The sequence below is a fragment of the Streptomyces rhizosphaerihabitans genome (assembly GCF_025399795.1).
Classification (GTDB): domain Bacteria; phylum Actinomycetota; class Actinomycetes; order Streptomycetales; family Streptomycetaceae; genus Streptomyces; species Streptomyces rhizosphaerihabitans.
In genome coordinates, this window is sequence record NZ_JAODTZ010000001.1 from 330,462 (window position 1) to 355,051 (window position 24,590).

Sequence of the window (24,590 nt, forward strand, 5' to 3'; positions counted from 1 at the left end):
CGGACCCCCTCGTGAGCCCCCGGCCTCACGGATGCATCCGTGCCCCCTTCACCACCTTGTCCACCGCGTTCCGCGGCCCATGGACCGCGAGACCCACCAGGTCCAGGTCACCGGTCCGTACGGCCCGTACGGCCGCGCGGTTGTCCCGGTCGTTGCCCGTGGCGAACAGGTCGGACGTGAAGAGCGCCCGCGGCAGCGCGCGGGAGAGCGCGCGGCCGTGGGCGGCGGTCAGCGTCTCCTTGGACGCCTCGAAGACCATGACGGGCTGGCGGAACATCGGCAGGTAGACGACCGCGTCGGCGTCCTCGTAGGGCTCACCGATCACCTCGGGGACGGCCGCGCCCAGGCCGCTGACGAGGAAGGCGGTCACGTTGAGCCGCTGCCAGGGCTCCAGGTCGTCGCGCAGCACGACGGCGATCTTCGTGTCGAAGCGGACGGGTGCGTCGTCGGAGACGTTCATGCTGTTCACGCTGCTCATGCACCGAGAATGCCGACCGGCGCCCGCCGTCGTCTTGTACGTTCTTTGCATGGCCCCTCAGCGCGAAATATCCGCGTGGCGCCCGAGCGTCCCGGGCATCGTCGAGGTCTTCCACGCGCACTACACCGAGTACGCGTACCCGATGCACGTGCACGAGGCCTGGACCCTGCTGATCGTCGACGACGGCGCCGTCCGCTACGACCTCGACCGGCATGAGCACGGCACTCCGCACGACACGGTGTCGCTGCTGCCGCCGCACATCCCGCACAACGGCGCTCCCGCCACCGAGCACGGCTTCCGCAAGCGGGTCCTCTACCTCGACAGCTCGCGCCTTGCCGACGATCTCATCGGGCCGGCGGTGGACGGCCCCGACCTGGCGGATCCCGTACTGCGGCGCCGGGTCGGTCAGTTGCACACGGCGCTCGCGGACCCCGGGGACGAGCTGGAGGCCGACAGCAGGCTGACGCTGATCGCGGACCGGCTGCGCGGGCTGTTGCGCCCCCGGTCCGCCGCGGAGCCCTCGCCCGCCGACCGGCCACTCGCCCACCGGCTGCGCGAGCTCCTCGACGAACGGCTCGTCGAGGGGATCACCCTCGACGAGGCCGCACTGCTCGTGCACGCCCACCCCGCGCACCTGGTCCGGGCGTTCAGCGGCGCGTTCGGCATCGCCCCGCACCAGTACCTGATGTCCCGCCGGGTGGACCGCGCCCGCCACCTGCTCCTCGGCGGACGGCCACCGGGCGAGGTGGCCACCGCGACCGGCTTCTACGACCAGTCCCATCTCACCCGCCATTTCCGGCGGTTGGTGGGGGTGACCCCGGGACGGTACGCACGATCGTGACCCCGGGACGGTACCCACGGGTGTGAACCGGGCGCGGACCGCTCGGCGGTCCCGGGCGGGGTCTAGAGGTCGCGCTGGGCCTCGTACAGATTGCGCGGCCGTACGACGTCCGTCGTCCCGTACAGCTCCAGTCGGGAATGCAGGTCCCCGGTGAAGTCGGGTACGTCGGTCTGGTCGAACTCGGTGACCTCGTTGACGCCGACGGTGGCGCTGTAGGGGGCGAGGCCGTCGATCTTCATCAAGCCGGCCCGGCCGTTGGTGACCCGGACGTTCCAGTGGGTGAAGCGCGCGCCGAACAGGGGTCCGGCGGAGGCGTCGCCGCCGTGCCGGCCGTCGTTGTCGACGGTGATGTCGGTGCGGACGTTCGCGAAGGGCAGTCCTCGGTGGGAGTCGAAGGTGCCCATCCGCATGTCGCCGCGCGACCAGACGTTGTACGAGGACAGGCCTTCGACGTTGATGCCGTGCAGCTGGGTTCCGGCCGGCGCGGGGACGGTGCGCTCCTCGACGGTGAAGTCCTCGATCAGGTTGTCGTGCGAGCCCTCACGGCAGAAGTACGGGTGGTGCGAACCGCGTCCCGCGACGGTCGTACGGCGCAGGGTGCACGCGGAGGCGGCGACGAGACCGAATCCGTTGTCGACGTGGCGGACCGTGACGTCGTCCACCCAGCAGTCGTAGGCGCACTGGAGGACGACACCGTTGTAGCCCTTGTCCAGGAGGTGCGGGGACTGCGGTGTCTCCACCGCCTCCAGGGTCAGCCCCTCCACCCCCGAGCCTGTCAACTCCTCGACGTGCGTGGTCAGCCGCGGATCCCACTCCGGGCGTACGTCGAGCGGGAGGGGGCGTTCGAGGGTCACCCTGCGGCCGCGCACGCGCGCGACGCGTACGGGCCACTCGTAGGGGACGTACGAGGTCAGTTTCGTCTTGTCGTCCCAGTAGTACGCCTCCGGGCCTGGTCCGCCGCCCGACATGTGCTCCAGGAGGGTGTGGTCCGCGTCGTCGGCGAGGCGGAGGAGGACGAGCGTGCCGGGGCGCAGTCCCGACGCGTCCGCGACGGTCACCGTCCAGGATCCCTGGCGTGCGGGCTCGACGGTCGTGAGGGTCCGCCAGGCGTCGCGTCCGTTGCCGGTCCAGCCCTCGAAGGGCCACGCCTTCGCCCTGATGGCGGCGACGAGGGAGTCCCAACGGGCCGTGGGGGCGAGCCAGATGAGGCCGCCGGCCCAGGACCAGGACGACTTGTCGCCGCCGTAGCGGGAGCCGTAGACACCGATGAGCTCGGTGAGGTTCTTGGTCGCGTACAGCGTCGTACGGCCGCTGCCGGCGCCCCGGAGGACCACGTTCGAGTGACCGATGTGGATCAGGTCGTCGATGCGGAACGTCCCGGGAGGGATGGTGACCGTGCCACCGCCGGCCCTTCCGGCAGCGGCGATGGCACGGTTGATCGCGGGAGCGCAGTCCGTCGTTCCGTCGTCGGCGACGGCGCCGTGGTCACGGATGTCGGCCACGACGGGGCGGCGGGGGAAGCGCGCCGCCCCACGGTGCGAGCCGGACCGGCCGACGTACGGGATCTGCGGGTGGGTGAACGGGGAGCGGGTGAACTCCCGCCAGAGTGCCGGGACTTCACCCTGCCGGGCGAGCGTGCCCGGTGTGCCGCCGGATGCCGCGACGGCCGCCCCCCGCACGAGTGACGGCGCCGCCGTGGGCCCGGGCGATGCGGCCGCCGTCGTGGCCACCGTGCCCGTCACGGCGCCGGCCGCCACGGCCGTGGCGCTGCCCAGCAGGGCCCGTCTGGTGATCCCCGGGTACCCGTTCCTGTCGGTCATGCCCGTCCGCCCTTCCATGTGGCTCTCGTGCGGCCCTCATGCGGCCTTCATGCGATTTTTCATGGATGTGAACGTTGTTCAGATCTGCGTCGGCGGCGAGCATGCCACGAGGACCCCCGGCGCGGAAGGGGTCGCGCAATAGCTAATTGCAATACCTAATTGCTGGGCGGCAAGGTCAGTTGGCGGGGCGCTTGGTCAGATGTGTGAACGCGTCCAGATTGCGCGTCGACTCGCCGCGGGACACCCGCCAGGCGTACTCCTTGCGGATCGCGGAGGCGAAACCGAGCTCCAGGAGCGTGTTGAAGGAGCCGTCGGCCGCTTCGAGGACGGACCCGAGGACACGGTCCACCTCCTCCGGGGTGACGGCCGTCAGCGGCAGTTTGCCGACCAGGTAGACGTCGCCGAGGGAGTCGACCGCGTAGGCGACCCCGTAGAGCTTGAGATTGCGCTCCAGGAGCCAGCGATGGACCGCTTCGTGGTTCTCGTCGGGGTGGCGGATCACGAACGCGTTCAGCGACAGCGAGTGCTTGCCGACGATCAACGAGAGCGTCGTCGAGAGCTTGCGGGTGCCGGGCAGTTTCACGACGTACGAGCCCGCCCCGGGGCTCTCCCACTCCAGCTCCGCCTCGGTGAGGACCCGCTCGATGATCGACGCTGCGTCAGCCATGAGGCGAGCGTACGTGACCCGTGTCGGGGGTGACGCGCCGGTCGGACGGGGGCGGCCGTCAAGGGTGGGACGAGCCCGACAGGCACGGCGCACCGGCGACAGGCGACCGCACGGGGCGGGCGTGGCACACCGGAGACGGGCGACCGCACGGGGCGGGCGGAGGGGCGGCCGTCAGGCGACCGCACGAGCCAGGCGCGGGGGCGTCCGTCCGGCGTGACACGCCGGACGGACGTGGTGCACACCCGCGTCACGCGTGGCGCATGGGTCGGACGTGGGGCGATCGCCGGGCACGGGGCGGCCGTCAGGCGTGGTGCGCCCGTACCCGGCGTCGGTGGTCCTGCGTCGCTGCCGTGTACACGTCCGCCGTCGCCGCCGCCGCGGTGTCCCAGCCGAAGCGCTCCGCGTGCCGCGCCGCGGCGGCACCCATGCGGGCCACGAGCGTCTCGTCGTCGGCGAATTCGCGCAGCACGCGCGCGTAGTCGGCGGGATGATGGCCGGGGACGAGGAAGCCGGTCTCCTGGTGGCGCACGGCCACCGGCAGGCCGCCGACCTCCGCCGCGAGCACCGGCGTACCGGCCGCCTGCGCCTCGATGGCGACCAGCCCGAACGACTCGTTGTACGAAGGCATGACCAGCACCGAAGCCGCCCGGAACCAGTCCGCGAGCTGGTCCTGCCCGACGGGCGGCCGGAACCGCACGACATCGGCGATGCCCAGCCGCGCGGCCAGCTTCTGGAGACCTTCGGGCTTGGCGAGCCCGCTGCCGCTCGGACCGCCCACCACGGGGACGACGATCCTGGCGCGCAGCTCCGGCCGCTCGTCGAGGAGCACGGCGACCGCGCGCAGCAGCACGTCGGGGGCCTTCAGGGGCTGTATACGGCCCGCGAAGAGAGGGATCAGGGCGTCCTGCGGGAGGCCGAGCCGGGCGCGGGCGGCGGCGCGGCCGTCGGCGGGCCGGAAGCGGTCGAGGTTGACGCCCGGATGGACGACGGCGACCTTGTCGGCCTGCGCCCCGTAGTGGCGTACGAGCTCGTCGGCCTCTTCCGCGGTGTTCGCGATGAGACGGTCGGCGGCGCGCACGATCTGGGTCTCGCCGATGACCCGGGCGGCGGGCTCGGGAGTGTCGCCCTCGGCCAGCGCCGCGTTCTTGACCTTGGCCATGGTGTGCATCGCGTGCACCAGGGGTGCGCCCCAGCGCTCGGCGGCCAGCCAGCCGACGTGGCCGGAGAGCCAGTAGTGCGAGTGCACGAGGTCGTAGTAACCGGGGCGGTGACCGGCCCAGGCCTGCATGACGCCATGGGTGAACGCGCACAGCTGGGCGGGAAGGTCTTCCTTGGCGAGGCCTTCGTAGGGGCCCGCGTCGACGTGCCGGACGAGGACACCGGGAGCCAGCTCGACGCTCGGCGGCAGTGCCGCGGTGGTGGCCCGCGTGAAGATCTCGACCTCGATGTTGATCGCGGCGAGCCGCTGGGCGAGTTCGACGATGTATACGTTCATCCCGCCCGCGTCGCCCGTGCCGGGCTGGTGCAGGGGCGAGGTGTGCACGGAGAGCATCGCGACGCGACGGGGCCTACGGTGCAGCCTGAGCCGTGAGGGTGCCGCCGGAGAGCGACGCCCGAGCCTGCTGACGTACTGGCTCACGTAGCGTTCCTCCTCGCTGCGGGCATGCCGGTCGGAGGACGTGTCACGCCCTCCAGGAGGTGGAACGCCGGAGGTCTCCGCTCCATTTCCTCTTTGCCGAATCATTACCGCCGGTCGCTCAACCGTTCGATCCAGGCGTGCGTCTGCCTCCCTGCCCGCCGGGGATCCGCCGGGGATCCACGCGGGTTTCCGCAGGGGATCCACGCGGGTTTCCGCAGGGGATCCACCGGGGTTTTCCACAGCGGACCGGGGCCGGCCGCGGGTTGTCCACAGGGTCACCCGGCCTCCGCCGGGGCCGCCTACTCTCGTACGCATGACAACCCGCGCAGCGTCCCTCCCCCACTCTCGGCTTCGCTCGAGCGGGGGCACCCCCATCGTGGGTACGGTGACGCGCGGGACGACGAATCCCAACCGCCTGCGCCGCATGGACCGCTGGATCACGGCGGTGCACGGCGCCGAACTCCGCAGGACGCCGGACCCGGTGGCCGTCGACCTCGGCTATGGCGCCGCGCCCTGGACCGCGGTCGAACTGCTGAGCCGCCTGCGCACCACCGCACCCCGCACGCACGTCTTCGGCATCGAGATCGAACCGGCCCGGGTCGCCGCCGCCCGCCCGTACGAACGCGAGGGCCTCGCCTTCCGGCACGGTGGCTTCGAGGTCCCCGTGCCGGGCCGACCGCACCTCATCCGGGCGGCGAACGTGCTGCGCCAGTACGACGAGGAGCAGGTCGCCGAGGTCTGGCGGCGGCTCCGCGCGCGGCTCGCACCGGTGGACCACTACTCCCGGGGCGGACTGCTCGTCGAGGGCACCTGCGACGAGATCGGCCGTCGGCACGTCTGGGTCGCCCTCGGCCCGGAAGGCCCACGCACGGTCACGTTCGCCACCCGGCTCGGCTCGCTCGACCGCCCGTCCGACCTGGCCGAGCGGCTGCCGAAGGCGCTCATCCACCGCAATGTGCCGGGCGAGCCCGTGCACACCTTCCTCCGTGACTTCGACCGCGCCTGGGCGGCCGCCGCGCCGTACGCCGCGTACGGCGCGAGGCAGCGCTGGGTACGCACGGTCCGCGACCTGACGGCCGACTGGCCGGTCACCGACGGGATCACCCGCTGGCGCCAGGGCGAAGTGACGGTGCGCTGGGAGGCGTTGGCGCCCCGCACCTGACGGGCGCCGCGCATCCGACAGGCCACGACAGCGGCCGGCACGGTGGTGGACGGGGACGGACCCGGACCGGCCCGGGGGTGGACCGGGGCCGGCCTGGGGGTGGACCGGGGCCCCCGGAAGCACACGAGCCGAACGACCCGGGCGCACCGAACCGGTCAGACCCGGGCGCGCCGAACCGATCGGGCCCTGGTACGCCGAACCGATCGGGCCCGGGCGCGCCGAACCGATCGGCCCAGGCGGCCGGGAGGCGACCAGTGCGTGATCTGCGGGGAACGATCTCGGTGAGTCACACGTCACACACGCCGGGGGATGAGATCGTCATGCCGAAGCGGGCCCTGGGGAAGGGAGTTCCTGCCCCCTCGCATGCGAGGGGAAGGGAGTTTCCTGCCCGGCTCTGTCGCATTGCGCGCCGACATGGCACGATCCCCCGGGCATTCCGTATGTTACTGACGGTAAATCAGTTTGGGGGCGGAGTAATGGGATCCGGCAAGCGGAGCCTGACCACGGCGGCCATGGCCCTGGCCTGCGCATGTGCCTGCGTGGTACTGGCATCACCAGGGACGGCCTACGCGAGCCCGGCACCGAAACCGGCGCCGACGAGAACCCCCACGGCGACCCAGACTCCCGTGAGCAGCAAGGACCTTGAAGCGGTCCGCAAGAAACTCGACAAGCTGTACCACGACGCGGCGGTCGCCACGGACGCGTACAACGCCGCCGAGGAGAAGGCCGCGAAGCAGTCCGCCGAGATCGTCGGCCTGGCGCAGGAGATCGTCAAGGGCCAGGCGAAGCTCGACGAGTTGAAGGACCGCGCGGGCGCCGCAGCCCGTGCGCAGTACCGGGGCGGCGGGCTGCCGCCCGAGGCGCGGCTGTGGCTGAGCGACGACCCGCAGGAATTCCTCGACGGCGCCGGACGGGTGCGGCAGGGCGAGCACGCCACCAAGGGGCTGCTGGACGAGATGGCGCGCACCCAGCAGGACTTGCAGCAGTACGCCGAGGACGCCTCCGCGCAGTGGCGGAAGCTGGAGGCCGACCGCGAGACCAGGGCCGAGGCCAAGAAGAAGATCAAGCAGCGGATCTCCGAAGCCGAGAAGCTGGAGTCCCGGCTGGAGAAGAAGGAGAAGGAGCGGCTGGCGAAGCTGGAGGAGGAGGCCGCGTACCAGGCGCAGTCGACCTGGCTGAGCTCCGGTGTTCTCGCGGACATCAGCAGCGAGGCGTCCGAGCAGGGCAAGAAGGCCGTGAAGTACGCGACCGACCAGATCGGCAAGCCGTACGAATGGGGCGCCGAAGGTCCGAAGACGTTCGACTGCTCGGGGCTCACCTCGCAGGCCTGGGCCGCCGCCGGTCACCCCATCCCCCGCACCTCGCAGGAGCAGTGGAAGCAGCTCGAGCACGTCGACATCAAGGACATGCGCCCCGGCGACCTGATCATCTACTTCGACGACGCCAGCCATGTCGGGATGTACATAGGGGACGGCGCGGTCGTGCACGCCCCGCGCCCCGGACGCACGGTGACGATCACAGGGGCGGGCTCGATGCAGATTCTGGGCGTCGTACGGCCGGACGCGTAGGCCGCCGCAGAAAGCGCCGCACAAGGCGCCCGGCACCGCGGACCACATGAGGCGTCAAGCGCGACGGGGGCACGAGTGACGCACCGCACGTGACGCACCGCACGGTTGCCCCGCCCCCGCAACCGCAAGGACGTGACCTTCGTCATCCCTGGCGAAACCGCGTCCTGTCCAAATGCGTTACGGGATGCGGCATATGACGGTGGCCCTTTGCCGGGTGCCGCGCCGTCCGCCATTCCGTTGCGGCACCGGCGGGCGCTATGGTCCCCGTCGGTGGGTCGAGGTCCTTCGCCCACCACGCCCTCGGGGGGAGGGAAGGAACCCAGACGATGCCCGTACCCGTACCGCGGCAGAGAGCGATCCCGGCCGTGGAGAGTGGTCAGGCTCAAGCCGTGTTCTCACCCGGCGGCCCATCCGGAGACACAACCGGCGGCCCTGCCGGGACAGCACCGGAAGCCCGCACCACGACCCCGATCGCCGGCACCACCCAGCTGACCCTCCTGGTCATCGAAGACGACCCGGCGGGTTCGCTCGGCGTGCCCGAAATGCTCGACGCGGCCGGAAAGCCGATCCGGATCCGTACCGCCCGCAACCTCACCGAGGCCGAGCGGCTGCTCACCGACGACGTCCACTGCATCCTGCTCGACCTCGCGCTGCCCGCGCCGGGCCGGGCGGCGGACAGCGCCGACGAGCTGGCGACGCTCAAGCACGTACTGCGGCTCGCGCCCGGCCACGCCGTCCTCGCGCTCACCGCGTCCGGCGACGCCGAGCGCGGCACCGAGGCGGTGCGCGTCGGCGCCCAGGACTACCTCTTCCGCGACGAGCTGGACAGCCGGCTGCTGAGCCGGGCGATCCGCTACGCGGTCGAGAGGAAACGTTCCGACAAGGCCGAGCGACGGCTCACCGAGTCCAAGCTGCGGGCCCAGGAGAACGCCCGTCTGGAACGCGGTCTGCTGCCGACCCCGCTGCTGGAGGGCTCCCAGCTGCGCTTCGCCGCGCGCTACCGTCCGGGCCGCTCCCGCGCGCTGCTCGGCGGCGACTTCTACGACACCGTGCGCACGGCCGACGGCACGGTGCACGCGATGATCGGCGACGTGTGCGGGCACGGGCCCGACGAGGCGGCGCTCGGTGTGGAACTGCGCATCGCCTGGCGCGCGCTGACGTTCGCGGGCCTGTGCGGCGACGAACTCCTGTCCACGCTGCAGCAGGTCCTGGAGCACGAGCGCGAGAACGACGAGATCTTCGCGACGCTGTGCACCGTGGACATCGCGCCGGACGGCCGCCGCGCCGGGCTCTGCCTCGCCGGTCACCCGTCGCCCCTGATCGCCCGCCCGGGCCGGCCCGCCGAACTGCTGCCGTACGAGAACAACGGTCCCGCGCTCGGCCTGCTCCCGAACGCCCGCTGGCCGCGCATGCAGGTGGAACTGGGTGCCGCGTGGAGCCTGATGCTCTACACCGACGGTCTGATCGAGGGCCACACCGGCGTAGGCAACGAACGCCTGGGCCTGGACGGCATGGTGGAGATGGTCCGCCGCCAGCTCGCCCAGGGACTCCAGGGCGAGGAGCTGCTGCGCGCGGCGGTGAACGAGGCGCGCGAACTCAACGGCGGGGAGCTGGCGGACGACGTGGCGGTACTGCTCCTGGACAGGACGCCGTAGGGTCCGACGCCGCGCCGCGGGGTATCTCCCGCCGACCGCTGACTGCTGACACCTGGCTGCCGACCACTGGCTGCTGGCTGCCACATGCCGCCGGATCGCGGAGTGCGACCAACCGGCCGCCGCTTCTCGGGCGGTACGCCTCGGGCAGTACGCCTCGGGCAGTACGCCTCGGGCAGTACGCCTCGGGCAGTACGCCTCAAGCAGTGTGTCCCGGGATGTGCGCCTCGGGAGGTGCGCTCCCGCCGGTCGCCGCGTCCGTCACCGGAGGGATGCCCATGCCCCACCGGCTGCCGCGTACCGCCAGGCCGCTGGGCCGCTGGGCCTGGAAACTGCGGTCCACCGGCCGCCGTGTCTCGGGCGGTGTGTTCTACCGGCCGCCGTTGTAGGGGCCGTAAGGACCGTCGCTGCTGCTTCCGCCGCGGCGGCCTCGGCCGCCGCCGGATACCTGGCGCAGCGCGGGGCGGACGTCGACGAAGAAGACGATCGTGGCGATCAGGCCCGCGATCTGCAGGAAGAGCATCGGCACCAGCAGGTTCACGGCCACGGTGATGCCGAGGATGATCAGCCAGAACATCTTGTTCTGCTTGTCGGCGGCTCGGTAGGCGTCCTCGCGGGCGATCGCGGCCATCACCAGCGCCACCACGGCGAGCACGAGCATGGCTGTGAAGATCAGCCACATCAGACCGCCGAATGCCGTCATCAGCACAATGCCCACCGCCCGTTCGAGTCGTCTCTACGGCCACCGTACCCGGAGAACGGGCCGGGAACTCAGAGAGTGCCCGGCCCGTCCGCGTAAGGCGGAGTCGTGTTGCCCCCGCTCGCCTACTTCGCGGGCGGAGTCGTCTTCTTGGCGACCGGCTTGCGCACCGGGACCTTCTTCGCCGGGCTCTTCTTGGAGGGAGCGTCGTCGGCGACGGCCGCCGGCTTCTCCTCTTCCTTGACCTCGACCGGCTCGGCGTTCGGCTCGACGGCGATGGCGAGGTCCTCGATCTCCTCGGCGGCCTCGCCGCGCCAGGTCCGCACGGTCTGCTCACCGTGCTCGGCGACCTTCTCGTACGTCTCCCGGGCCTTGACGGCGTACTCGGCGGCGACGCCGACACCGCGCAGGGCGAAGTCCTGGGCGGACTCACCGAGCTTCTTCAGGTCGGTGTCGAGGGTGCTGAGGATCTCCGTCACCTTGGCCTGCAGGTTCTCCTGCGCCACCTTGGCGCGGGCGGTGGCCTTCTCCTGCACGGCGTTCGGGTCGATGTTCTTCACGGTGTCGATGCGCGCCGGGGCCTCGGCGCGGATCTGCTCCACGATGCCGGGGACCTTCTTCGCCTGCTGAACGGCCAGGTCGGCGGTGCCGGCGAGGAAGTAGAGCGGGGTCGGGTCCGTGGCGGCCTTGCGGATGTCGTCGGTGATGGCCATGACGATGGTCCTCCCGTAATCGCTTTCAGCTGAGGGTTTTGGTGATCCGCATGCGGTCAACTCGCGGTCTGCTGCGGATCGGCATCGCTGCCGTCGGCCGTACGGGGGCCGCGGACGGCGGTGTCCGGTGAAGGCTGGGCGTCCGGTATGTCCTGAGCCTCGGGTACGTCGGCGCCGCGGCCTTCGCCGGTGCCGGGCACCTCGACGCCGCGAGCGGTCTCGTCCGCCGGCGCGATCTCGAATCCGTTCTCCTTGCGGAAGGACTCGTAGATCTGGAGCAGCACCTGCTTCTGCCGCTCGTTCAGCGTGGGATCGGCGAGGATGACTGCACGCGTCTCCACCTCGTCCCGGTCCCGCTCGGCGTCGAGAATGCCGGCCCGCACATACAGCGTCTCGGCGGAGATCCGCAGCGCCTTGGCGACCTGCTGGAGCACCTCCGCGCTCGGCTTGCGCAGCCCGCGCTCGATCTGGCTCAGATACGGATTGGACACCCCGGCGGCGTCGGCGAGCTGCCGCAGCGACAGCTGCGCGGTGCGCCGCTGTTCCCGCAGATACTCACCAAGATTGCCGACGTTGAGCGATGCCATGGCTCCAGCTTGCCGCATCCTCGCTAACTATTGCAAGCACCTGCTTGCAAAAGTGTGCCACGCCACTTGTAGTACGACATGAGCCTGAGCACGATAGGTGTCGTATTTGCACGACAACCGTCGTCATCCGCGTCCGGCCTCCTGGTGCAGGTGCTCTCGGGACGCCCTCCACGGGTCGCAGAGAAGCGGCGTTGTCAGTGAGCTCTGCCAGGGTGTGCGTCGTGGACGAACTGGTGGAGCGTGTCGACGATCAAGATCGTGTGCTGGGGGTGGTGGTCAGCCGCCGGCAGGCCATCCGGGAGGGTTGGCTGCACCGGGTCGCCGTGACGGTGTGTCGTGATGAGCGTGGCCGGATCCTCGTCCACCAGCGGTCGGAGCAGTTGTCGCGCTTCCCCGGGCTCTACGAGGTCATGGTCGGTGGCGCCGTGGATGTCGGCGAATCCTATGAACAGGCCGCCGCGCGGGAGCTGGCCGAAGAGTTGGGCATCCGTGTGCTGCCGCGCTTGCTGTTCACGTTCATCAACCGCAGCGGTTTGAGCCCTCACTGGCTCGGCGTGCACGAAGCCGTGGTGCCGGATGCCGTGGTCCCCGATCCCGATGAGGTCGCCTGGCATGGCCGGCTGACCGAGCCGGAGCTGCGGTCGGCCCTGCTGGAGTGGCGCTTCACCCCCGACAGCCACGAAGCCTTCAGCCGGTATCTCGCGTTTCGGACCGCGCAGTCCTGACCTTGCCCGCCTCGCGGGCTGGGACACCCGCTTGCAGCCAAACCTCCTTGTGAAAGCGGCTGTCCGTAATAGGGAATACGGATGCTTGATCGACTCCCGCTCGATGGCTGGCGGTCCGTGCTCTCCCACAACGGGTCCTGACCGACGTATCGGCACCTTCGTGCGCCGAGTCGCCCGATACTCCGCGCCTCCATGGCTGTCAGACCCCTGATGTTGGATGCAGACGTGACCATTCACGATGTTGCTCGGCAACTGCCCGAGATTTCCGCGCTTCGCGATCACTGCCGCTCGATGGCGATGCTGGAAGCGATACTCGGCCCGGAATGGGCCGATCGGCACTACTCCTTCGACGCGCACTGGTCCGCCGGGGAAGAGGTGGCCTCGATGCGCGACGGATCGGGCGACGAGTTTTCTATCGTCTTCTCGGCCGTCGGTGCCTACATCCGTGGCTTCGCACACGAGTCACACATGAGTCCCTATGCCAACGACGGGCCGTGGCCGGGCGTGCTGGACGACGTCCCGGAACCCTTCCGCTCCTGCGTCGAAGAGCCCGCGTTCGCCGACGAGGACGGAATGCCCGTCGTGACCGCCTGCGCATGGCGGGAGGTGGGCGATGAAGCTTGGAATACGGGGACGATCGAGTTTCCTGACGACGGTGCCAGCGATCCGGATGGCTCCGAGCACTTGTTCCGGTTGCTGGCCGACCGGTCTGCGGAAGCGTTCCAGCACTTCGCCGAGGACTACTACGAAATCCCGCTCCCCCTCGCAGCCATTCAGCACGTGTTTGCACTGCATCCCCTGACGAGCGAGGTGGTTGCCGCTTTGAACCCTGAGGCCGCGATGGGCGCCCTGGCAAAGGACATTGCTGAGATCGGCTACCCACTGGGCAACGAAACCACCTGATGCCGGAGAGCAACTGCCTACGGTTGAGTGGGACGCCAGCCGTCGACTCGTCCCGAACAACCGTAGGCACCGCAGGTCAGGACCTGGCCCCGCCCACACTTAGCTGGGACAGGACACGGATCGCCCCTCCCCCTGCCTGCTGTCGCCCCTCAGGCCTGCCCGCCGTGGAGGCGGAGCGCGATCGGGGCGCACACGGGGGCGATGACGTACATGGTGATGACGGCGATGCTCATGCTGAGCACGCCGGGCGGCAGGTCGACAATTCTGTGGCACCCACCGGGTCTTGCCGCGAGCCCCCCTGTGCGCTACACGTCGAGAGAGGCAAGGAGCGGCGAAGCTCCTTGCCTTCGCCATGTGACGTGCGCGGTGGAGTATCCGCGGTGGAGTGCGGCCCGGGTCAGGCCAGCGTTTCCGCGAAACCCCGGCGCCACGACGGATGGCGCGGCAACCAGCCGAGGTCCCGTTTGGCCTTGGCGTTGGAGAAACCGCGCCCCTCGGTCATCATCACCACCGCCTGGTCCCCGGCCACCAGTCGTGCCAGCCACACGGGAATCCGCACCGGCCGTTTCGCCCCCGCACACGAGGCCAGGTGGGGCAGCCACTCGGAGGCCGGGGCCGGATCGTCGTCGACGATGTTGAACACGCCCGTCGCCTTCTGCTCCACGGCCAGGACGGTGGCACTCGCCGCGTCGTCGAGATGGATCCACGAGCTGTGGCCGGTGGCCCGCCCGACCAGTGGGAACTGCCGCTTGCGCACCAACTCGACCTGGTCGTCGGTGGCGCCGGGGCCGTAGAACGCGCCGTAACGCAGGACCGCTCCGCCGGCCTTGAGGGTCACCTCCTCGACATGGCGCATCGCCAGCATGCCCGCGTGCGCCGCCGTCCCCTCCATCAGGTCCAGCGGGTCCTCCTCCGTCTTCACCCAGCCGCCCTCGCGGATGCCGTTCCAACTGGCGTAGCCCTGAGCGACGAAATGGGGGACGCCGGTCGCCTCCGCCGCAGCCAGCAGATGGTCCGTCCCCTCGGTGCGCAGCCGGTTGGTGGTGGCGAACCAGCGGTCCGGGTGCTTGATGTCGGGCTTGCCCGCGTGCGCCATGGAGATCGCGGTCATCTGGTGGACGATCGTGTCCGGCCGGGCGCCCGCCACCGCCTCGCCGACCGACCCCGCGTCCAGCCCGTCCATCACGACGCCGTCGGCGCCGAGCCGCCGCAACAGTCCCAGTTTGGCCGCGCTCGTCGTCGTCGCCGTCACCTGGTGACCACGGGCCACGAGCTGCGGCACCAGCCGCTGCCCCAGGACCCCGGTCCCGCCTGCCACGAACACCCGCATGACCATCACCTTCCCGATTCGCCCGGTCCCGCCGGATCCACCGGATCCCGCGGGATGCCGCCTGAGGCCACGACCGGCTCTCACCTCATGGACGAACCAGACCGGGGCATGTGTGACATGCGGACGGCACTCCGGGGCGCAGGCGTGGGAAAGGGAGGCGGATCCCGGCTGCCGCGTACGCTCCGAGGTGGACCGCCTCACGAGCGGCCTCAAGGCCCGTCCGACGTATGAGGAAGAGCAGTTGATCCCACTCCTGGACTCTGCCGGAGCGACCCCGTGATCGCGCTCGTCACCGGTGCCAACCGCGGTATCGGCCGTGAGACCGTTCGCCGGCTGGCCTCCGACGGCCACACCGTCTATCTGACGGCCCGGTCCGCCGAGGCCGCCGCCGGCGCGGCAGAGGCCATCGGACTGTCCGGTGTCCGCCCGCTGCGCCTCGACGTCACCTCGGAGGCGGACATCGCCGCGGCGGCCCGGAACATCGACGCCCTCGACGTACTGATCAACAACGCGGCGATCACGTACGACACCTGGCAGCGCGCCACGACCGCCGACCTGGATGTCGTACGTGAGGCGGCCGAGACCAATCTGTACGGGCCCTGGCGGCTGACCCAGGCGTTGCTCCCGCTGCTGCGCCTGAGCCGGCACCCGCGGGTCGTGAATGTCTCCAGCGAGGCCGCGTCTCTGGCGGGCATGGGCGGCGGGACCCCGGCGTACTCGGCGTCGAAGGCCGCTCTCAACGCCCTGACCAGGATGTTCGCCGCCGAACTGCGGTCCGACGGGATTCTGGTGAACGCGGTCTGTCCGGGCTGGGTCGCCACCGACATGGGCGGGCCCGGCGGCCGGCCCGTCCAGGAGGGCGCCGCGAGCGTCGTCTGGGCGGCCACCCTCGAGGACGACGGCCCCACCGGCGGCTTCTTCCGCGACGGCCGGCCCCTGCCCTGGTGAACCGGCGGGATCACGAGCGCAGGGATCACGAGCGCAAGGGTCACATGGGCAGCCGTCGCATGGGCAGCCGTCACGAAAGCAGGGGCCACCAAGACAGGGGCCACCTGGGCAGGAACGCCGGAGCAGAGACACAAGGGCAGAGGCTCAAGGCAGAGGTCACCCGGGCGGCGGTCACCAGGGCAGGGGGCGCGCGTGGATCACGTCCAGGCGCGACACCGCCCGGGTCAGCACCACGTAGAGCCGGTGTAGCCCGCGCGCCTCGGCCTCCGCTATCGCGGCCGGTTCCACGGCCACGACATGGTCGTACTCCAGTCCTTTGGCAAGACTCGCGGGCAGCACCGCGATCCGGGCGCCCAGTTCATCGACTCCGGCGGCGCTGATCCCCGCGGCGCCGAGCGCCTCCCGTACCCCGGCGACGTCCGCGTCGGCGGCGATGACTCCGATGGACCCCTCGTGCGCGAGCGCCTCCCGCACGGCCGCGACGGTCTCGGCCGACGGGTCGGAGGTCGGCCGGATCCTCAACTCGCCGTCCCTGCGCAGGGATCGAGCCGGAGGTACGCCCACACCGAGGCGGTCCAGCACCCGGTTGGCGAGTTCGACGATGACCTCGGGAACCCGGAATCCGATCGTCAGCGGGACGACTGCGGCGTCCGGCTTGCCGAGATGGACGAGGAGTTCGTCCCATTCCCGTGCCGCCCAGGGAGTCGTGCCCTGCGCGAGGTCCCCGAGCACGGTCAGCGATCCGAAGGAGGCCCGCCGCGCGATGGCCCGGCATTCCATCGGCGACAGATCCTGTGCCTCGTCGATCACCAAGTGGCCGTATCCCTCGGGGTGTTCGATGAGCCCGGCGATCTCGTCGAGGAGGACGTGATCGGCGGCCGACCACCGCGCCGACTTCCACGAACGCGGCGGCTTCGCCCACAGGACCGCCTTCTGCTCGTCGGCGTCGAGGATCCCGTCCGCCGCCCGCTCCAACGCCTCGGCGTCGGTGAGGAGTCGAGTGAGCAGCTCCGCGGGGCGCACCCGGGGCCACACCGCGTCGACGTACTCGCCGACCGGCCGGGCCCGCGAGATCCGCTGCGCCCAGGCGTTCGTCTGCGGCCCGGCCCGCCACTCGGCCCGCTCCCGCACATACCGCACGACCCTCGTCCGCACCCGCTCCCGCCCGACGGCGTACGGCGGTTCCTCGGCGCGTACGTCGTCCACGACGCGGCGCAGTACGGCGACGGGGACGCGCCAGCGGTACGTGCCGTCCGGCACGGCGAGGGCATCGGCCGGCAGGCCGACGTTCCCGTACAGCGCCCGGCGCAGCACCTCGGCCATCCGGGCGTCGTGCTTGACGACGGCGGCCCGTTCGTCGTCCTCTCCTGTCACCGGGTGACCGGCGATCTCCTCCCCGATCGTCGACTGGCGTACGCCGGTCTCCCCGAGGGCGGGCAGGACCTCCGCGATGTACGACAGGAACGTGCGGTTGGGGCCGAGGATCAGCAGGCCGCCGCGGCGGATGCGCTGCGGATGCGTGTAGAGGAGGTAGGCGGCCCGGTGCAGACCGACGGCCGTCTTGCCGGTGCCCGGGGCGCCCTGCACACAGACCGAGGCCGCCAGATCACCTCGTACGAGATCGTCCTGCTCGGGCTGGATGGTGGCGGCGATGTCCCTCATGGGGCCGACGCGGGGGCGCTCGATCTCCCCGGCGAGAATCGAACTGCCGTGACCGGCCGCGCTCCCGACGGAGCCGTTCGCAACGGTCCCGCTCCCGCTCCCAGCAGCCCGGCTCCCGACTGTCCGGTTCTCCGGTGGCTCCGCCGCGACGCGCTCCGCCCCGATGTGTTCGTCCTCCAGTCCCGTGAGGTCTGTGGAGTCGCCGCGGCTGCCGGGGGCCCACCCGAAGCGGCGGCGGACGGCGACACCCTGGGGGTCACGGGCGCTCGCCTGGTAGAAGGCGCGCGAGACGGGGGCGCGCCAGTCGACGACGAGGGGTGGGGCTGCGGGGTGTTCCCTGATCCGCAGCCGCCCGATGTGATAGCTCTGCCCGGCATGGTCGGCGGCCTCCGTGCCCGAGCCCTGGAAGTCCAACCGCCCGAAGAACAAGGGACCTTGGGGCAGCTCGCGCAGTTCCTTCGCCTGGCTGCGCAGCTGGTAACCGAGCACCTCGGCGTCGGCCCCGGAAGCGGAGACGTCCTCACCGGTGACGACCTGTTCCTCGGCACCGTCGACCATCGCGGCGAGGGCGGCGCGGCAGGTGTCGTGAAAGGCGCGTTCGCGGGAGAGGGAGCGGGCGAGCGGCAGGTCCGGGGCATGCCGTCGGACGGGGTCGGGTGGCGTCATTCCATCCAGAGTACCGGAATAACGTAACCGAGTAACATTCTTTACTTGGTAACGCTCTTGTTCAGGTGAGCCCGGGGAACCCCGCCGCGAGCTGCGCGAAGGCCCGCTCGGCCGCCGCCACGGCGTCCGAACGGACGTCCTTCACCCGCTCCCCCTCAGCGATCCGCCGCAGGTTCTCCTCGGCGAGGATGCGGCGCACGGCCGTGATCTGCCCCGCGGCGAGCCGCGCGTCGAGCCCGGCGCCCAGCGGCTCGGAGAGGGCCTCGGCGAGCGCGGCCTCGGACCGCTCCAGGTACCCGTACATCCGCGCCACCAGTGACGGCGTCCCGTAGAGCAGCCCGTGGAAGGCGAGGATGCCGGGATGTTCGTTGAGCCCGGTGACGGGGTCCTCGCGGCGCAGCCCGTCCAGGAAGTGCTCGCGGAGCGCGTCGATCGCGGACCGCCCGGCCGCCCGGCCCTCCTCGACGACCCGCGCGGCCTCCGTCTCGTGGTCCGCGAACCGGTGCAGGACGAGGTCCTCCTTGGCCGGGAAGTACCGGAAGAGCGTCGGCTTGGAGATCTCGGCGGCGGCCGCGACCTCGGCGACGGACACGGCGTCGAACCCCTTCTCCAGGAAGAGACCGATGGCGGTGTCGGAGACGGCCTGGTACATCCGTTGCTTCTTGCGTTCACGCAGTCCGGTGCCACTCATGGTCACGAGCCTACGCACAGCCCGGGACCCCGCCCCGGCACGGAATCACGTGCCCGCCGCCCCCGACCCCTCCCGCCGCGCCCGCCTGTCCCGCCTTGTCGCACCGCCGTCGCTCGGCGCGCGTCACGGCCGGCGCTTGCTGCCGATCGGGGCATAGCGCATGTAGTACCACTTTTCGAGCGAGGCGGTGACGTCCTCCACGGTCGGCACCTCGATCTCCAGCGGTTCCGTCGCGGCGCTCAGCACCTTCTGGATCTTGCCGCCCGCGTGCACGAAGAGACCCCCGTCGACCGTCGGCTCCTCGACCAGCAACAGAGCCGTCCGGATGACGTCGGTGAAGACGGACTGGGCCCTCTTGAAGGCGAGGAGCTTGGGAAGGTCCTCCTCCCAGCCGGCCGAACCACCGGGGACGACGCTCTCGACGGCCGCCACTGCTCGATCATCCGGTCTTCCTGGTCCCACGGGTACCGCATCAGGTAGAGGTGGGTGGCCAGGTCGTAGAGCGGGTCTCCGAACGTCGCCAGTTCCCAGTCGATCGTCCAGAGCCGTTCCTCTCCGTCGACCACGAAATTCTCACGGTGGAGATCGGCGTGCAGCAGACAGAAAGGGCGACCGGTCAGTCCCGACACATGCTCACGGAGCTTTCCGAAGGAGGCGCCTTCCAGTCCGAGATCGTAGAACAGGCCTTTGAAGTCGGGCATATTCCGCTGGTACACCACCTCTTCCGTGAACAGGATCAGCCGCTCCAAAAAGCCGTCAGTGTCGCCCTCGGCCGCCCGGTCCACGGATTTGCAGGTCCGTTCCGCGGTGAGGGAATCGGGCCTTACACGGGCCAACTGCCCGAAGAGGGAAACGATTTGACCGAGGAGGGACGAGGGGATCCCGCCGCCGGATCCGTACAGGGTCCCCAGCGTCTCGCCCTCGATGAACCGCTGAAGACCGACGGAGCCCGCCTGGATCAGTTCGGGGATGTACTCGATGCGCCCCTGCAACGCGCGGAGCAGCTCCTCTTCGGAAGAGAAACAGCGCCGGTCGAACCACAGCAGCCCAGGACGCGGCTCCCGGCATTTCCAGCGGACCGGTTCGGCTTCTCCCGTCCAGCCCGGCAGCGGAACGACATACGTCTCGTGGTGGTAGCCATGAAAAGGCCCTTCCACTACGGACGCGTCCCCAGAGACTTCTACAGCGCGCCGGACGGCGAGGCTGGCTGATTCAGGTATCGCGTCCTCCCCCTCTCATCAAGGAGGCGAGCATACGAGCCGAGCACGACCATGGCGCCGGCATCGCACAATTCGGACTCCTTGGCCAATACCCACCCTACCGGGTCCGGCAGGGTAACGGCCTGCTCTCGCAGCCATATCCGGCGAGCGGTCTCGACGCCACGGGTCAGCGGACGTGCCGGCGCCCCTTCACCTCGACGTGGCGACGCCCTTCGCCTCACCCGTGACACGACCGGCCGGGCCATCGGCACCGCCGCCTCGCGCCTCTTCGAGCAACGGAGCGTACGACCCGATCACGATCTTGGCGCCCGCGTCCCTCAGCCGGGCCCGCTTCTCGGGGTTGCGGCCGTAGCCGATGAACCGGACTCCCGCCCGTTCCGCGGCCACGAAGTCCGTCGGCGTGTCCCCGATCATCACCGCGTCCTCCGGCTGCAGGCCCATGCCCGCCAGCGCCCGGTGCAGAACGTCGGGATGCGGCTTCATCAGATCGGGGTCGGCACTGCGGCCGTGGACGGCCTCGAAGAATCCGCGCAGATGGTGGTTCCGGAGATAGCGGTCCGCCGCGCGCGGGGCGTTGTTGGTGACCACAGCCAGCCGCAGCCTCCTTCCGGCCAGCCGCGCGATCAGCGCGTCCGCGTCCGGTGTGGGCCACGCGGTCAGCGCCGCTTCCCACTCACCCCGCGTCACGCACTTGTCCAGTTCACCGACCAGAGCCGCGGGGTCCGGCGCCTCCACGCCCAGGTCCTTCGGGTCCGACTCCCACAGGACACGGTGGACAGCACGCAGGACCACGTGAGGATCCTTGTCGGCGCGTTCCTCCTCGGTCAGCGCGTCGGCGAGACCCAGGTTCGTCACCAGGCCACGGACTGTGTCGGCCACGCGCATCGACGAACCCTCGGGAAACAGCCGGCAGACCGGACCGTCGAAGTCGAACAGAACGCAACGCGTTGCCGGACCGCCCTCATCGCACCAGAGAAGCTCCCGCGCATCACTCGCTTCACTGCCACCGTCAACAACAACCATGCCGCTCCTCTCAACAACCATGCTGCTCCCACTGATCCGCCGCCCGCGCGGCTCCCAGGATTCCTACCCGCGAGAATCCGCTCCCGCGAATGTTTCGGACCAGAATGCCCTTTTGCCGTCCGCACGCCGGTCGCGACGGAGTGGCCTTCCGACTCGTACCAACGCCGTAGCGCACCTTCGGTCACCACCTCGTTCAGGGCCTCGTCGTCCAGACCCAGCGCCTCCCGCGCCTTTCTCACGGCCTCGCAGACCTCTTCGGCGGTCGTCCTGAAGTCGTGGGCTTCCGGCTTCTTCTCCAGCAGGCCCACGGCGGCCCGCATGACGTCGGCGAACACCGACTGGACGTGTTCGAAAGCGACGTACCGGCCCAGTTCGCCGTCCAGGCCGGCCGTCGCGTCCCCGTGCCCGGCCCGGCGCATCGCGTCGGCCCACAGCTCGATCATCGACTCCCGTTCCGCCTTGTCGTAGTCCATCCGCACGAGATGGGTCGCCAGGTCGTGCAACGGGTCGCCGAACAGGGCCAGCTCCCAGTCGATGACGACGAGGTTCCCGTCACCGCCCGAGACACGTGACAGCACCACGTTGGCCCTGTGAACGTCGGTGTGGAGCAGCGCGAACGGCCGCCGGGTCAGCACGGGGACCGTGCGCCGGAACCGCTCCATGACGTCACGCGGAATGCCCACCTCGTCGAACAACGCCCCGAAGCGCGGCCGGTTGCACTGGTGCACCCGGTTCTCGGTGAAATCGATCAGCCAGTTCAGGAAACCCGTGCTGTCACCGTCGACGGGCCAGTGGACGGGCAGCACCGGGAGCTCGCGCACGGGGACACCGGCCAGAGCCGCGAAGAAACCGGCCAGTGCCTCCAGCCTGTCCCGGCCGATGGTGCCCCGCGGAATCGCGTCGGACAGCACCCGCCCGGGAACGTATTCGTACAAGGACCAGCTCCCGAAGTCGCGCAGGCAGCGCGGCGCTTCCGGGAGCTGAGTCCGCACGGCACGCAACACGTCCGATTCCCTCGTCCACAGCCTGGGAACGACCTCGATCGTCACCTTCGGGGTACGGAACTTGGCGAGGATCTTGCCCGAACCCACCCCGAGCAGGACGGCCAGAGGCTGCCCCAGGGGCAGGATGTGATTGCTGTTGTGGTGACCCACGACCGCGTCCCCGGCGAGTTTGCGGAGCCGGAGCCGTGCGAGGACGTGGACCGCTACCCGATGTGCCCTGCGAGGCAGTTGATGCGCCATGGCGGGGCAGGTTAGCGCTTCCCCGGACCCGGGTGCCGACATGTCACCATCTGGACACCCGACCCCTCACTCATCATCGCCGAGCATGTCCCAGTTCGAGTCGAACCAGCCCTTGGCACTGGCGAAGAAGCTGGAATCCCGCGACTCGCCCTCCTCCCGCCGGTAGTGATGGAGGGACAGCCCCAGCCCGAGGACGTCCAGCGCCGGAACCATCACGCCGTCACCGACATCGATGGACTTCGGGACCAGTTCGTAGAAGCCGTGCAACATCTCGGAGTCGTTGAACACGTACAGCTTGAACTGGGGGGTGGCCGCCGTCCTGCGGATGTCCAGACGGACATCGACGGACAGCTTCAGCTCCTCCACTTTGGACCGGAGCTGAACCACCATGTCCCGCAACGCCTCCTCGCGCTGCTGGGCGATTCCCCGGAAGCGCTCCCAGACCCTGACGTCGGCGGGGTCCACGGCCCGGGGATAGGCGAGCGGCTTGTCCGTCGACGGGAGCAGGATCCGCATCCTCACCTCGCGTGGGGCGATCTCCCCCGCGACGATCCGCTCGACCTGTACGCGGATGTGGCCGCCCAGCGTCTCCGAAGTGAGGTTGTAGGCGTCTAGCGAGACCTGAGGCTCCTCGAAGGCCCTGCGGATCGCCGTGTCAAGGGTCACCCGTCCCCGTTGGTCCTGGCGCGGAATCGACGCCGCACCACCCGGCACCCGCAGCACCGTGCTGCCGCTGCCCTGACGGGAACTTATGAAGCCGTCCTCCCTCATCCGCGCGAGGACCTTCTGCACGGTGTCACGGGAGACGCCGTACTCGGCGGCCAGCTCCCGCTGCGTGGGGAGTATGTCGCCCGGCCGGTAGGTCCCGTTGGTCAGCAAGTTGTGCAGGGCGTTCTCGACTCTCAGAAACGCCCTGCGTCCGCTGTCTTCGTCCCCTGCACCACGCGAGTTGACCACATGCCGAACCTACCGCCATCCCACGGTCAACACACCACTTCTAGCCAAATAAGCCCACCGATTGGGCTACTTGTTAGTCGATCAGCCAGGCAGGGAAAAGCCAATCTAAGTCAACCAGTCCAATTGGACGGATCAAGTCGCCAACGGTCGACGATTGAGCGGTTGACGCCGGTACGACACAAGACGGGGTGGGGGCATGGTCGCGGTCGAGATCCTGTTGAACTTGCTGGCCCTCTGGGCGAACTATCTGATGGACAAGGACTTCGGGCCACTCGGCGCAGTGGCCGTCTGCCTGCTGGCAATTGGCCTGAAGGTGCGCAACTCAACCTGCATATTGGTTGCCATCGGACTGCTGTGCCTGCTGATGATGCAGGGATCTCATACGTGAGGTCATGGGTGTCCGGCGGGATCCGCAGGACACCCTCCACCGAGTGCGACCACCCTCGTTCGACCGCACGAGCCACCGTGTGCGGCGGGCACGGTACCCCCGGGCGCCGCTAGGACAGCTTGAGGTCCGTGGTGATGGTTTCCCAGAGGGCGTCGAACCACTTCTGGGACTCGTCCACGAACGCGGCGTCCCGGCCGCCCGCCCGCTTCTCGAAGGAGAAGAGCAGAGACGCGGAGCCGAGGGCGTCGTACATGTCCAGCTTCTCGCCGTCCGAGATCTCCTCTTCCCGCCTGGTGATCGTGTAGTACGCCAGCAGCGCCGCCGACCCGTTGAGCAGGTACAGCTTCACCGGCGGGGTGAAGGGCAGGGCCCGGAAGGTCACATGGACATCGATGCCGTGGGAGGAGCGCAGGGACTGGAGGTTGTGGCGCAGCACATACCCCTGGGCGTTGCGCTGCATCAGCCAGCGTTTGTGGACCGCGTCGTCGCCCTGGTCGTCGACGGAGACGGGGAACGCCAGGTTGATCTCCCGGCTGGGCAGCAGGATCCGCACGTCGATGCGCTCCGGACGGATCCTGCCGTCGTGGATCTGACGGACCGGCCCGTCGAGCGCCAGCGTCAGCGTCTCCGCGGTGAGACAGACCACGTCGATCCGCACATGGGGGACGGAGAACGCCTCGGTGATACGCGGGGACAGGCCCACCATGGTCGGCTGGGGTCCGTTCCGGGTGGGAGTGACTTCCGCGATCCGCGGCGGACTGCCCTTGCTGACGTTGCTGAGCAGGCCGCCTTCCTGGAGCTCGCGCAGGGCCAGCCGGACCGTGCCGCGCTCGACGCCGAACTCGTCGGCCAGTTCCGCCTGGGTGGGCAGACGGTCGCCGGCCTTCAGCTCACCGGCGCGGATGCGCTCCCGCAGGACATCGGCGATCTCCTGGGACGAAAGCCTTCTGCTGCTGCCACTCACCACAACGTTCTCCCGAGTCACAACCAAACGGTACAACTCTCC

23 protein-coding genes and 1 pseudogene are annotated in these 24,590 nt (G+C 70.0%); 8 read left to right on the plus strand and 16 right to left on the minus strand.

The genetic code is table 11. The annotated features are described in order from the left end of the window. Window positions 1–25 precede the first annotated feature (25 nt). Window positions 26–478, minus strand: coding sequence for a DUF2000 domain-containing protein (locus tag N4G66_RS01545; RefSeq protein WP_261702047.1), 453 nt, complete (start codon window positions 476–478; stop codon window positions 26–28). 49 nt (window positions 479–527) lie between these two features. On the opposite strand from N4G66_RS01545, the gene N4G66_RS01550 reads away from it, so the two are divergent. Then, the gene (locus tag N4G66_RS01550) at window positions 528–1,319 is read left to right on the plus strand and encodes a helix-turn-helix transcriptional regulator (protein ID WP_261702048.1); all 792 of its coding nucleotides are present in this window, start codon (window positions 528–530) and stop codon (window positions 1,317–1,319) included. A 62-nt stretch (window positions 1,320–1,381) separates the two neighbouring features. Here N4G66_RS01550 and N4G66_RS01555 read toward each other — a convergent pair whose 3' ends face one another. The 3 genes from N4G66_RS01555 to mshA form a co-directional block, all read right to left on the minus strand. Beyond that, entirely contained in the window at window positions 1,382–3,139 is a 1,758-nt protein-coding gene (locus N4G66_RS01555; RefSeq protein WP_261702049.1) for a glycosyl hydrolase family 28-related protein, read from the minus strand. 175 nt (window positions 3,140–3,314) lie between these two features. Continuing rightward, window positions 3,315–3,806 carry a type III secretion system chaperone family protein gene (locus N4G66_RS01560; protein WP_261702050.1) on the minus strand — a complete coding sequence of 164 codons (492 nt, stop codon included), beginning with the start codon at window positions 3,804–3,806 and terminating at the stop codon, window positions 3,315–3,317. 301 nt (window positions 3,807–4,107) lie between these two features. Then, window positions 4,108–5,445: a D-inositol-3-phosphate glycosyltransferase gene (gene mshA / locus N4G66_RS01565; protein WP_261702051.1), complete on the minus strand. Its 1,338-nt coding sequence runs from the start codon at window positions 5,443–5,445 to the stop codon at window positions 4,108–4,110. Window positions 5,446–5,758: 313 nt separating this feature from the next. Between mshA and N4G66_RS01570 the strand changes: the two genes are divergently transcribed. From N4G66_RS01570 to N4G66_RS01580, 3 genes are all read left to right on the plus strand, one after another. Continuing rightward, on the plus strand, window positions 5,759–6,607 hold the full coding sequence (locus N4G66_RS01570) for a class I SAM-dependent methyltransferase (protein ID WP_391858729.1): 849 nt from the start codon (window positions 5,759–5,761) through the stop codon (window positions 6,605–6,607). Between the two features lie 476 nt (window positions 6,608–7,083). Further along, window positions 7,084–8,175: a C40 family peptidase gene (locus N4G66_RS01575; protein ID WP_261702053.1), complete on the plus strand. Its 1,092-nt coding sequence runs from the start codon at window positions 7,084–7,086 to the stop codon at window positions 8,173–8,175. Window positions 8,176–8,501: 326 nt separating this feature from the next. Next, the gene (locus N4G66_RS01580; RefSeq protein WP_261702054.1) at window positions 8,502–9,830 is read left to right on the plus strand and encodes a PP2C family protein-serine/threonine phosphatase; all 1,329 of its coding nucleotides are present in this window, start codon (window positions 8,502–8,504) and stop codon (window positions 9,828–9,830) included. Between the two features lie 367 nt (window positions 9,831–10,197). Here N4G66_RS01580 and N4G66_RS01585 read toward each other — a convergent pair whose 3' ends face one another. From N4G66_RS01585 to N4G66_RS01595, 3 genes are all read right to left on the minus strand, one after another. Beyond that, entirely contained in the window at window positions 10,198–10,536 is a 339-nt protein-coding gene (locus tag N4G66_RS01585; protein ID WP_261702143.1) for a DUF2516 family protein, read from the minus strand. Between the two features lie 116 nt (window positions 10,537–10,652). Continuing rightward, window positions 10,653–11,240 (minus strand): hypothetical protein, encoded by a 588-nt coding sequence (locus N4G66_RS01590; protein ID WP_261702055.1) that lies wholly within the window; start codon window positions 11,238–11,240, stop codon window positions 10,653–10,655. Between the two features lie 56 nt (window positions 11,241–11,296). Then, window positions 11,297–11,827 carry a helix-turn-helix domain-containing protein gene (locus N4G66_RS01595; RefSeq protein ID WP_261702056.1) on the minus strand — a complete coding sequence of 177 codons (531 nt, stop codon included), beginning with the start codon at window positions 11,825–11,827 and terminating at the stop codon, window positions 11,297–11,299. Window positions 11,828–12,048: 221 nt separating this feature from the next. On the opposite strand from N4G66_RS01595, the gene N4G66_RS01600 reads away from it, so the two are divergent. Together N4G66_RS01600 and N4G66_RS01605 are read left to right on the plus strand one after the other, a co-directional pair. After that, window positions 12,049–12,552: an NUDIX hydrolase gene (locus tag N4G66_RS01600; RefSeq protein WP_391858730.1), complete on the plus strand. Its 504-nt coding sequence runs from the start codon at window positions 12,049–12,051 to the stop codon at window positions 12,550–12,552. A gap of 225 nt (window positions 12,553–12,777) precedes the next feature. Beyond that, window positions 12,778–13,455, plus strand: coding sequence for a hypothetical protein (locus tag N4G66_RS01605; protein ID WP_391858731.1), 678 nt, complete (start codon window positions 12,778–12,780; stop codon window positions 13,453–13,455). Window positions 13,456–13,852: 397 nt separating this feature from the next. Here the strand turns inward: N4G66_RS01605 and N4G66_RS01610 are convergent, their stop codons facing one another. Beyond that, window positions 13,853–14,791 (minus strand): NAD-dependent epimerase/dehydratase family protein, encoded by a 939-nt coding sequence (locus tag N4G66_RS01610; protein WP_261702058.1) that lies wholly within the window; start codon window positions 14,789–14,791, stop codon window positions 13,853–13,855. 270 nt (window positions 14,792–15,061) lie between these two features. Between N4G66_RS01610 and N4G66_RS01615 the strand changes: the two genes are divergently transcribed. Next, the gene (locus N4G66_RS01615) at window positions 15,062–15,733 is read left to right on the plus strand and encodes an SDR family oxidoreductase (protein WP_261702059.1); all 672 of its coding nucleotides are present in this window, start codon (window positions 15,062–15,064) and stop codon (window positions 15,731–15,733) included. A 171-nt stretch (window positions 15,734–15,904) separates the two neighbouring features. On the opposite strand, the gene N4G66_RS01620 is transcribed toward N4G66_RS01615, so the two are convergent. The 7 genes and pseudogenes from N4G66_RS01620 to N4G66_RS01645 all read right to left on the minus strand — a co-directional run bounded on the left by N4G66_RS01620 (window position 15,905) and on the right by N4G66_RS01645 (window position 23,196). Further along, window positions 15,905–18,061, minus strand: coding sequence for a HelD family protein (locus N4G66_RS01620; protein WP_261702060.1), 2,157 nt, complete (start codon window positions 18,059–18,061; stop codon window positions 15,905–15,907). 61 nt (window positions 18,062–18,122) lie between these two features. Then, on the minus strand, window positions 18,123–18,752 hold the full coding sequence (locus tag N4G66_RS01625) for a TetR/AcrR family transcriptional regulator (protein ID WP_261702061.1): 630 nt from the start codon (window positions 18,750–18,752) through the stop codon (window positions 18,123–18,125). Window positions 18,753–18,875: 123 nt separating this feature from the next. Further along, window positions 18,876–19,184, minus strand: a complete 309-nt coding sequence (locus tag N4G66_RS45600) for a hypothetical protein (protein WP_315903601.1) — start codon at window positions 19,182–19,184, stop codon at window positions 18,876–18,878. Window positions 19,185–19,261: 77 nt separating this feature from the next. Beyond that, window positions 19,262–19,909 (minus strand): annotated as a pseudogene (locus N4G66_RS45605) (phosphotransferase); the annotation flags it as partial. Between the two features lie 252 nt (window positions 19,910–20,161). Then, window positions 20,162–20,908 carry an HAD family hydrolase gene (locus N4G66_RS01635; RefSeq protein WP_261702145.1) on the minus strand — a complete coding sequence of 249 codons (747 nt, stop codon included), beginning with the start codon at window positions 20,906–20,908 and terminating at the stop codon, window positions 20,162–20,164. Continuing rightward, window positions 20,824–22,239 carry an aminoglycoside phosphotransferase family protein gene (locus tag N4G66_RS01640; RefSeq protein ID WP_261702062.1) on the minus strand — a complete coding sequence of 472 codons (1,416 nt, stop codon included), beginning with the start codon at window positions 22,237–22,239 and terminating at the stop codon, window positions 20,824–20,826. The genes N4G66_RS01635 and N4G66_RS01640 overlap by 85 nt, the downstream gene beginning before the upstream one ends. Window positions 22,240–22,305: 66 nt before the next feature. Then, window positions 22,306–23,196 (minus strand): GntR family transcriptional regulator, encoded by an 891-nt coding sequence (locus N4G66_RS01645; protein WP_261702063.1) that lies wholly within the window; start codon window positions 23,194–23,196, stop codon window positions 22,306–22,308. Window positions 23,197–23,392: 196 nt separating this feature from the next. On the opposite strand from N4G66_RS01645, the gene N4G66_RS01650 reads away from it, so the two are divergent. After that, complete coding sequence (locus N4G66_RS01650; RefSeq protein WP_261702064.1) at window positions 23,393–23,584, plus strand: hypothetical protein; 192 nt, start codon at window positions 23,393–23,395, stop codon at window positions 23,582–23,584. A gap of 109 nt (window positions 23,585–23,693) precedes the next feature. Here the strand turns inward: N4G66_RS01650 and N4G66_RS01655 are convergent, their stop codons facing one another. After that, the gene (locus tag N4G66_RS01655) at window positions 23,694–24,575 is read right to left on the minus strand and encodes a GntR family transcriptional regulator (RefSeq protein ID WP_261702065.1); all 882 of its coding nucleotides are present in this window, start codon (window positions 24,573–24,575) and stop codon (window positions 23,694–23,696) included. Window positions 24,576–24,590: the final 15 nt, after the last annotated feature.

Bases quoted from the DNA above. Each gene is read 5' to 3' on its own strand.
- N4G66_RS01575 (WP_261702053.1), top strand. From the start codon at position 7,084: ATGGGATCCGGCAAGCGGAGCCTGACCACGGCGGCCATGGCCCTGGCC.
- N4G66_RS01640 (WP_261702062.1), bottom strand. From the start codon at position 22,239: ATGGCGCATCAACTGCCTCGCAGGGCACATCGGGTAGCGGTCCACGTC.
- N4G66_RS01650 (WP_261702064.1), top strand. From the start codon at position 23,393: ATGGTCGCGGTCGAGATCCTGTTGAACTTGCTGGCCCTCTGGGCGAAC.
- N4G66_RS01595 (WP_261702056.1), bottom strand. From the start codon at position 11,827: ATGGCATCGCTCAACGTCGGCAATCTTGGTGAGTATCTGCGGGAACAG.
- N4G66_RS01545 (WP_261702047.1), bottom strand. From the start codon at position 478: ATGAGCAGCGTGAACAGCATGAACGTCTCCGACGACGCACCCGTCCGC.
- N4G66_RS01610 (WP_261702058.1), bottom strand. From the start codon at position 14,791: ATGGTCATGCGGGTGTTCGTGGCAGGCGGGACCGGGGTCCTGGGGCAG.
- N4G66_RS01620 (WP_261702060.1), bottom strand. From the start codon at position 18,061: ATGACGCCACCCGACCCCGTCCGACGGCATGCCCCGGACCTGCCGCTC.
- N4G66_RS01555 (WP_261702049.1), bottom strand. From the start codon at position 3,139: ATGACCGACAGGAACGGGTACCCGGGGATCACCAGACGGGCCCTGCTG.
- N4G66_RS01580 (WP_261702054.1), top strand. From the start codon at position 8,502: ATGCCCGTACCCGTACCGCGGCAGAGAGCGATCCCGGCCGTGGAGAGT.
- N4G66_RS01625 (WP_261702061.1), bottom strand. From the start codon at position 18,752: ATGAGTGGCACCGGACTGCGTGAACGCAAGAAGCAACGGATGTACCAG.
- N4G66_RS01550 (WP_261702048.1), top strand. From the start codon at position 528: ATGGCCCCTCAGCGCGAAATATCCGCGTGGCGCCCGAGCGTCCCGGGC.
- N4G66_RS01570 (WP_391858729.1), top strand. From the start codon at position 5,759: ATGACAACCCGCGCAGCGTCCCTCCCCCACTCTCGGCTTCGCTCGAGC.
- N4G66_RS01560 (WP_261702050.1), bottom strand. From the start codon at position 3,806: ATGGCTGACGCAGCGTCGATCATCGAGCGGGTCCTCACCGAGGCGGAG.
- N4G66_RS01590 (WP_261702055.1), bottom strand. From the start codon at position 11,240: ATGGCCATCACCGACGACATCCGCAAGGCCGCCACGGACCCGACCCCG.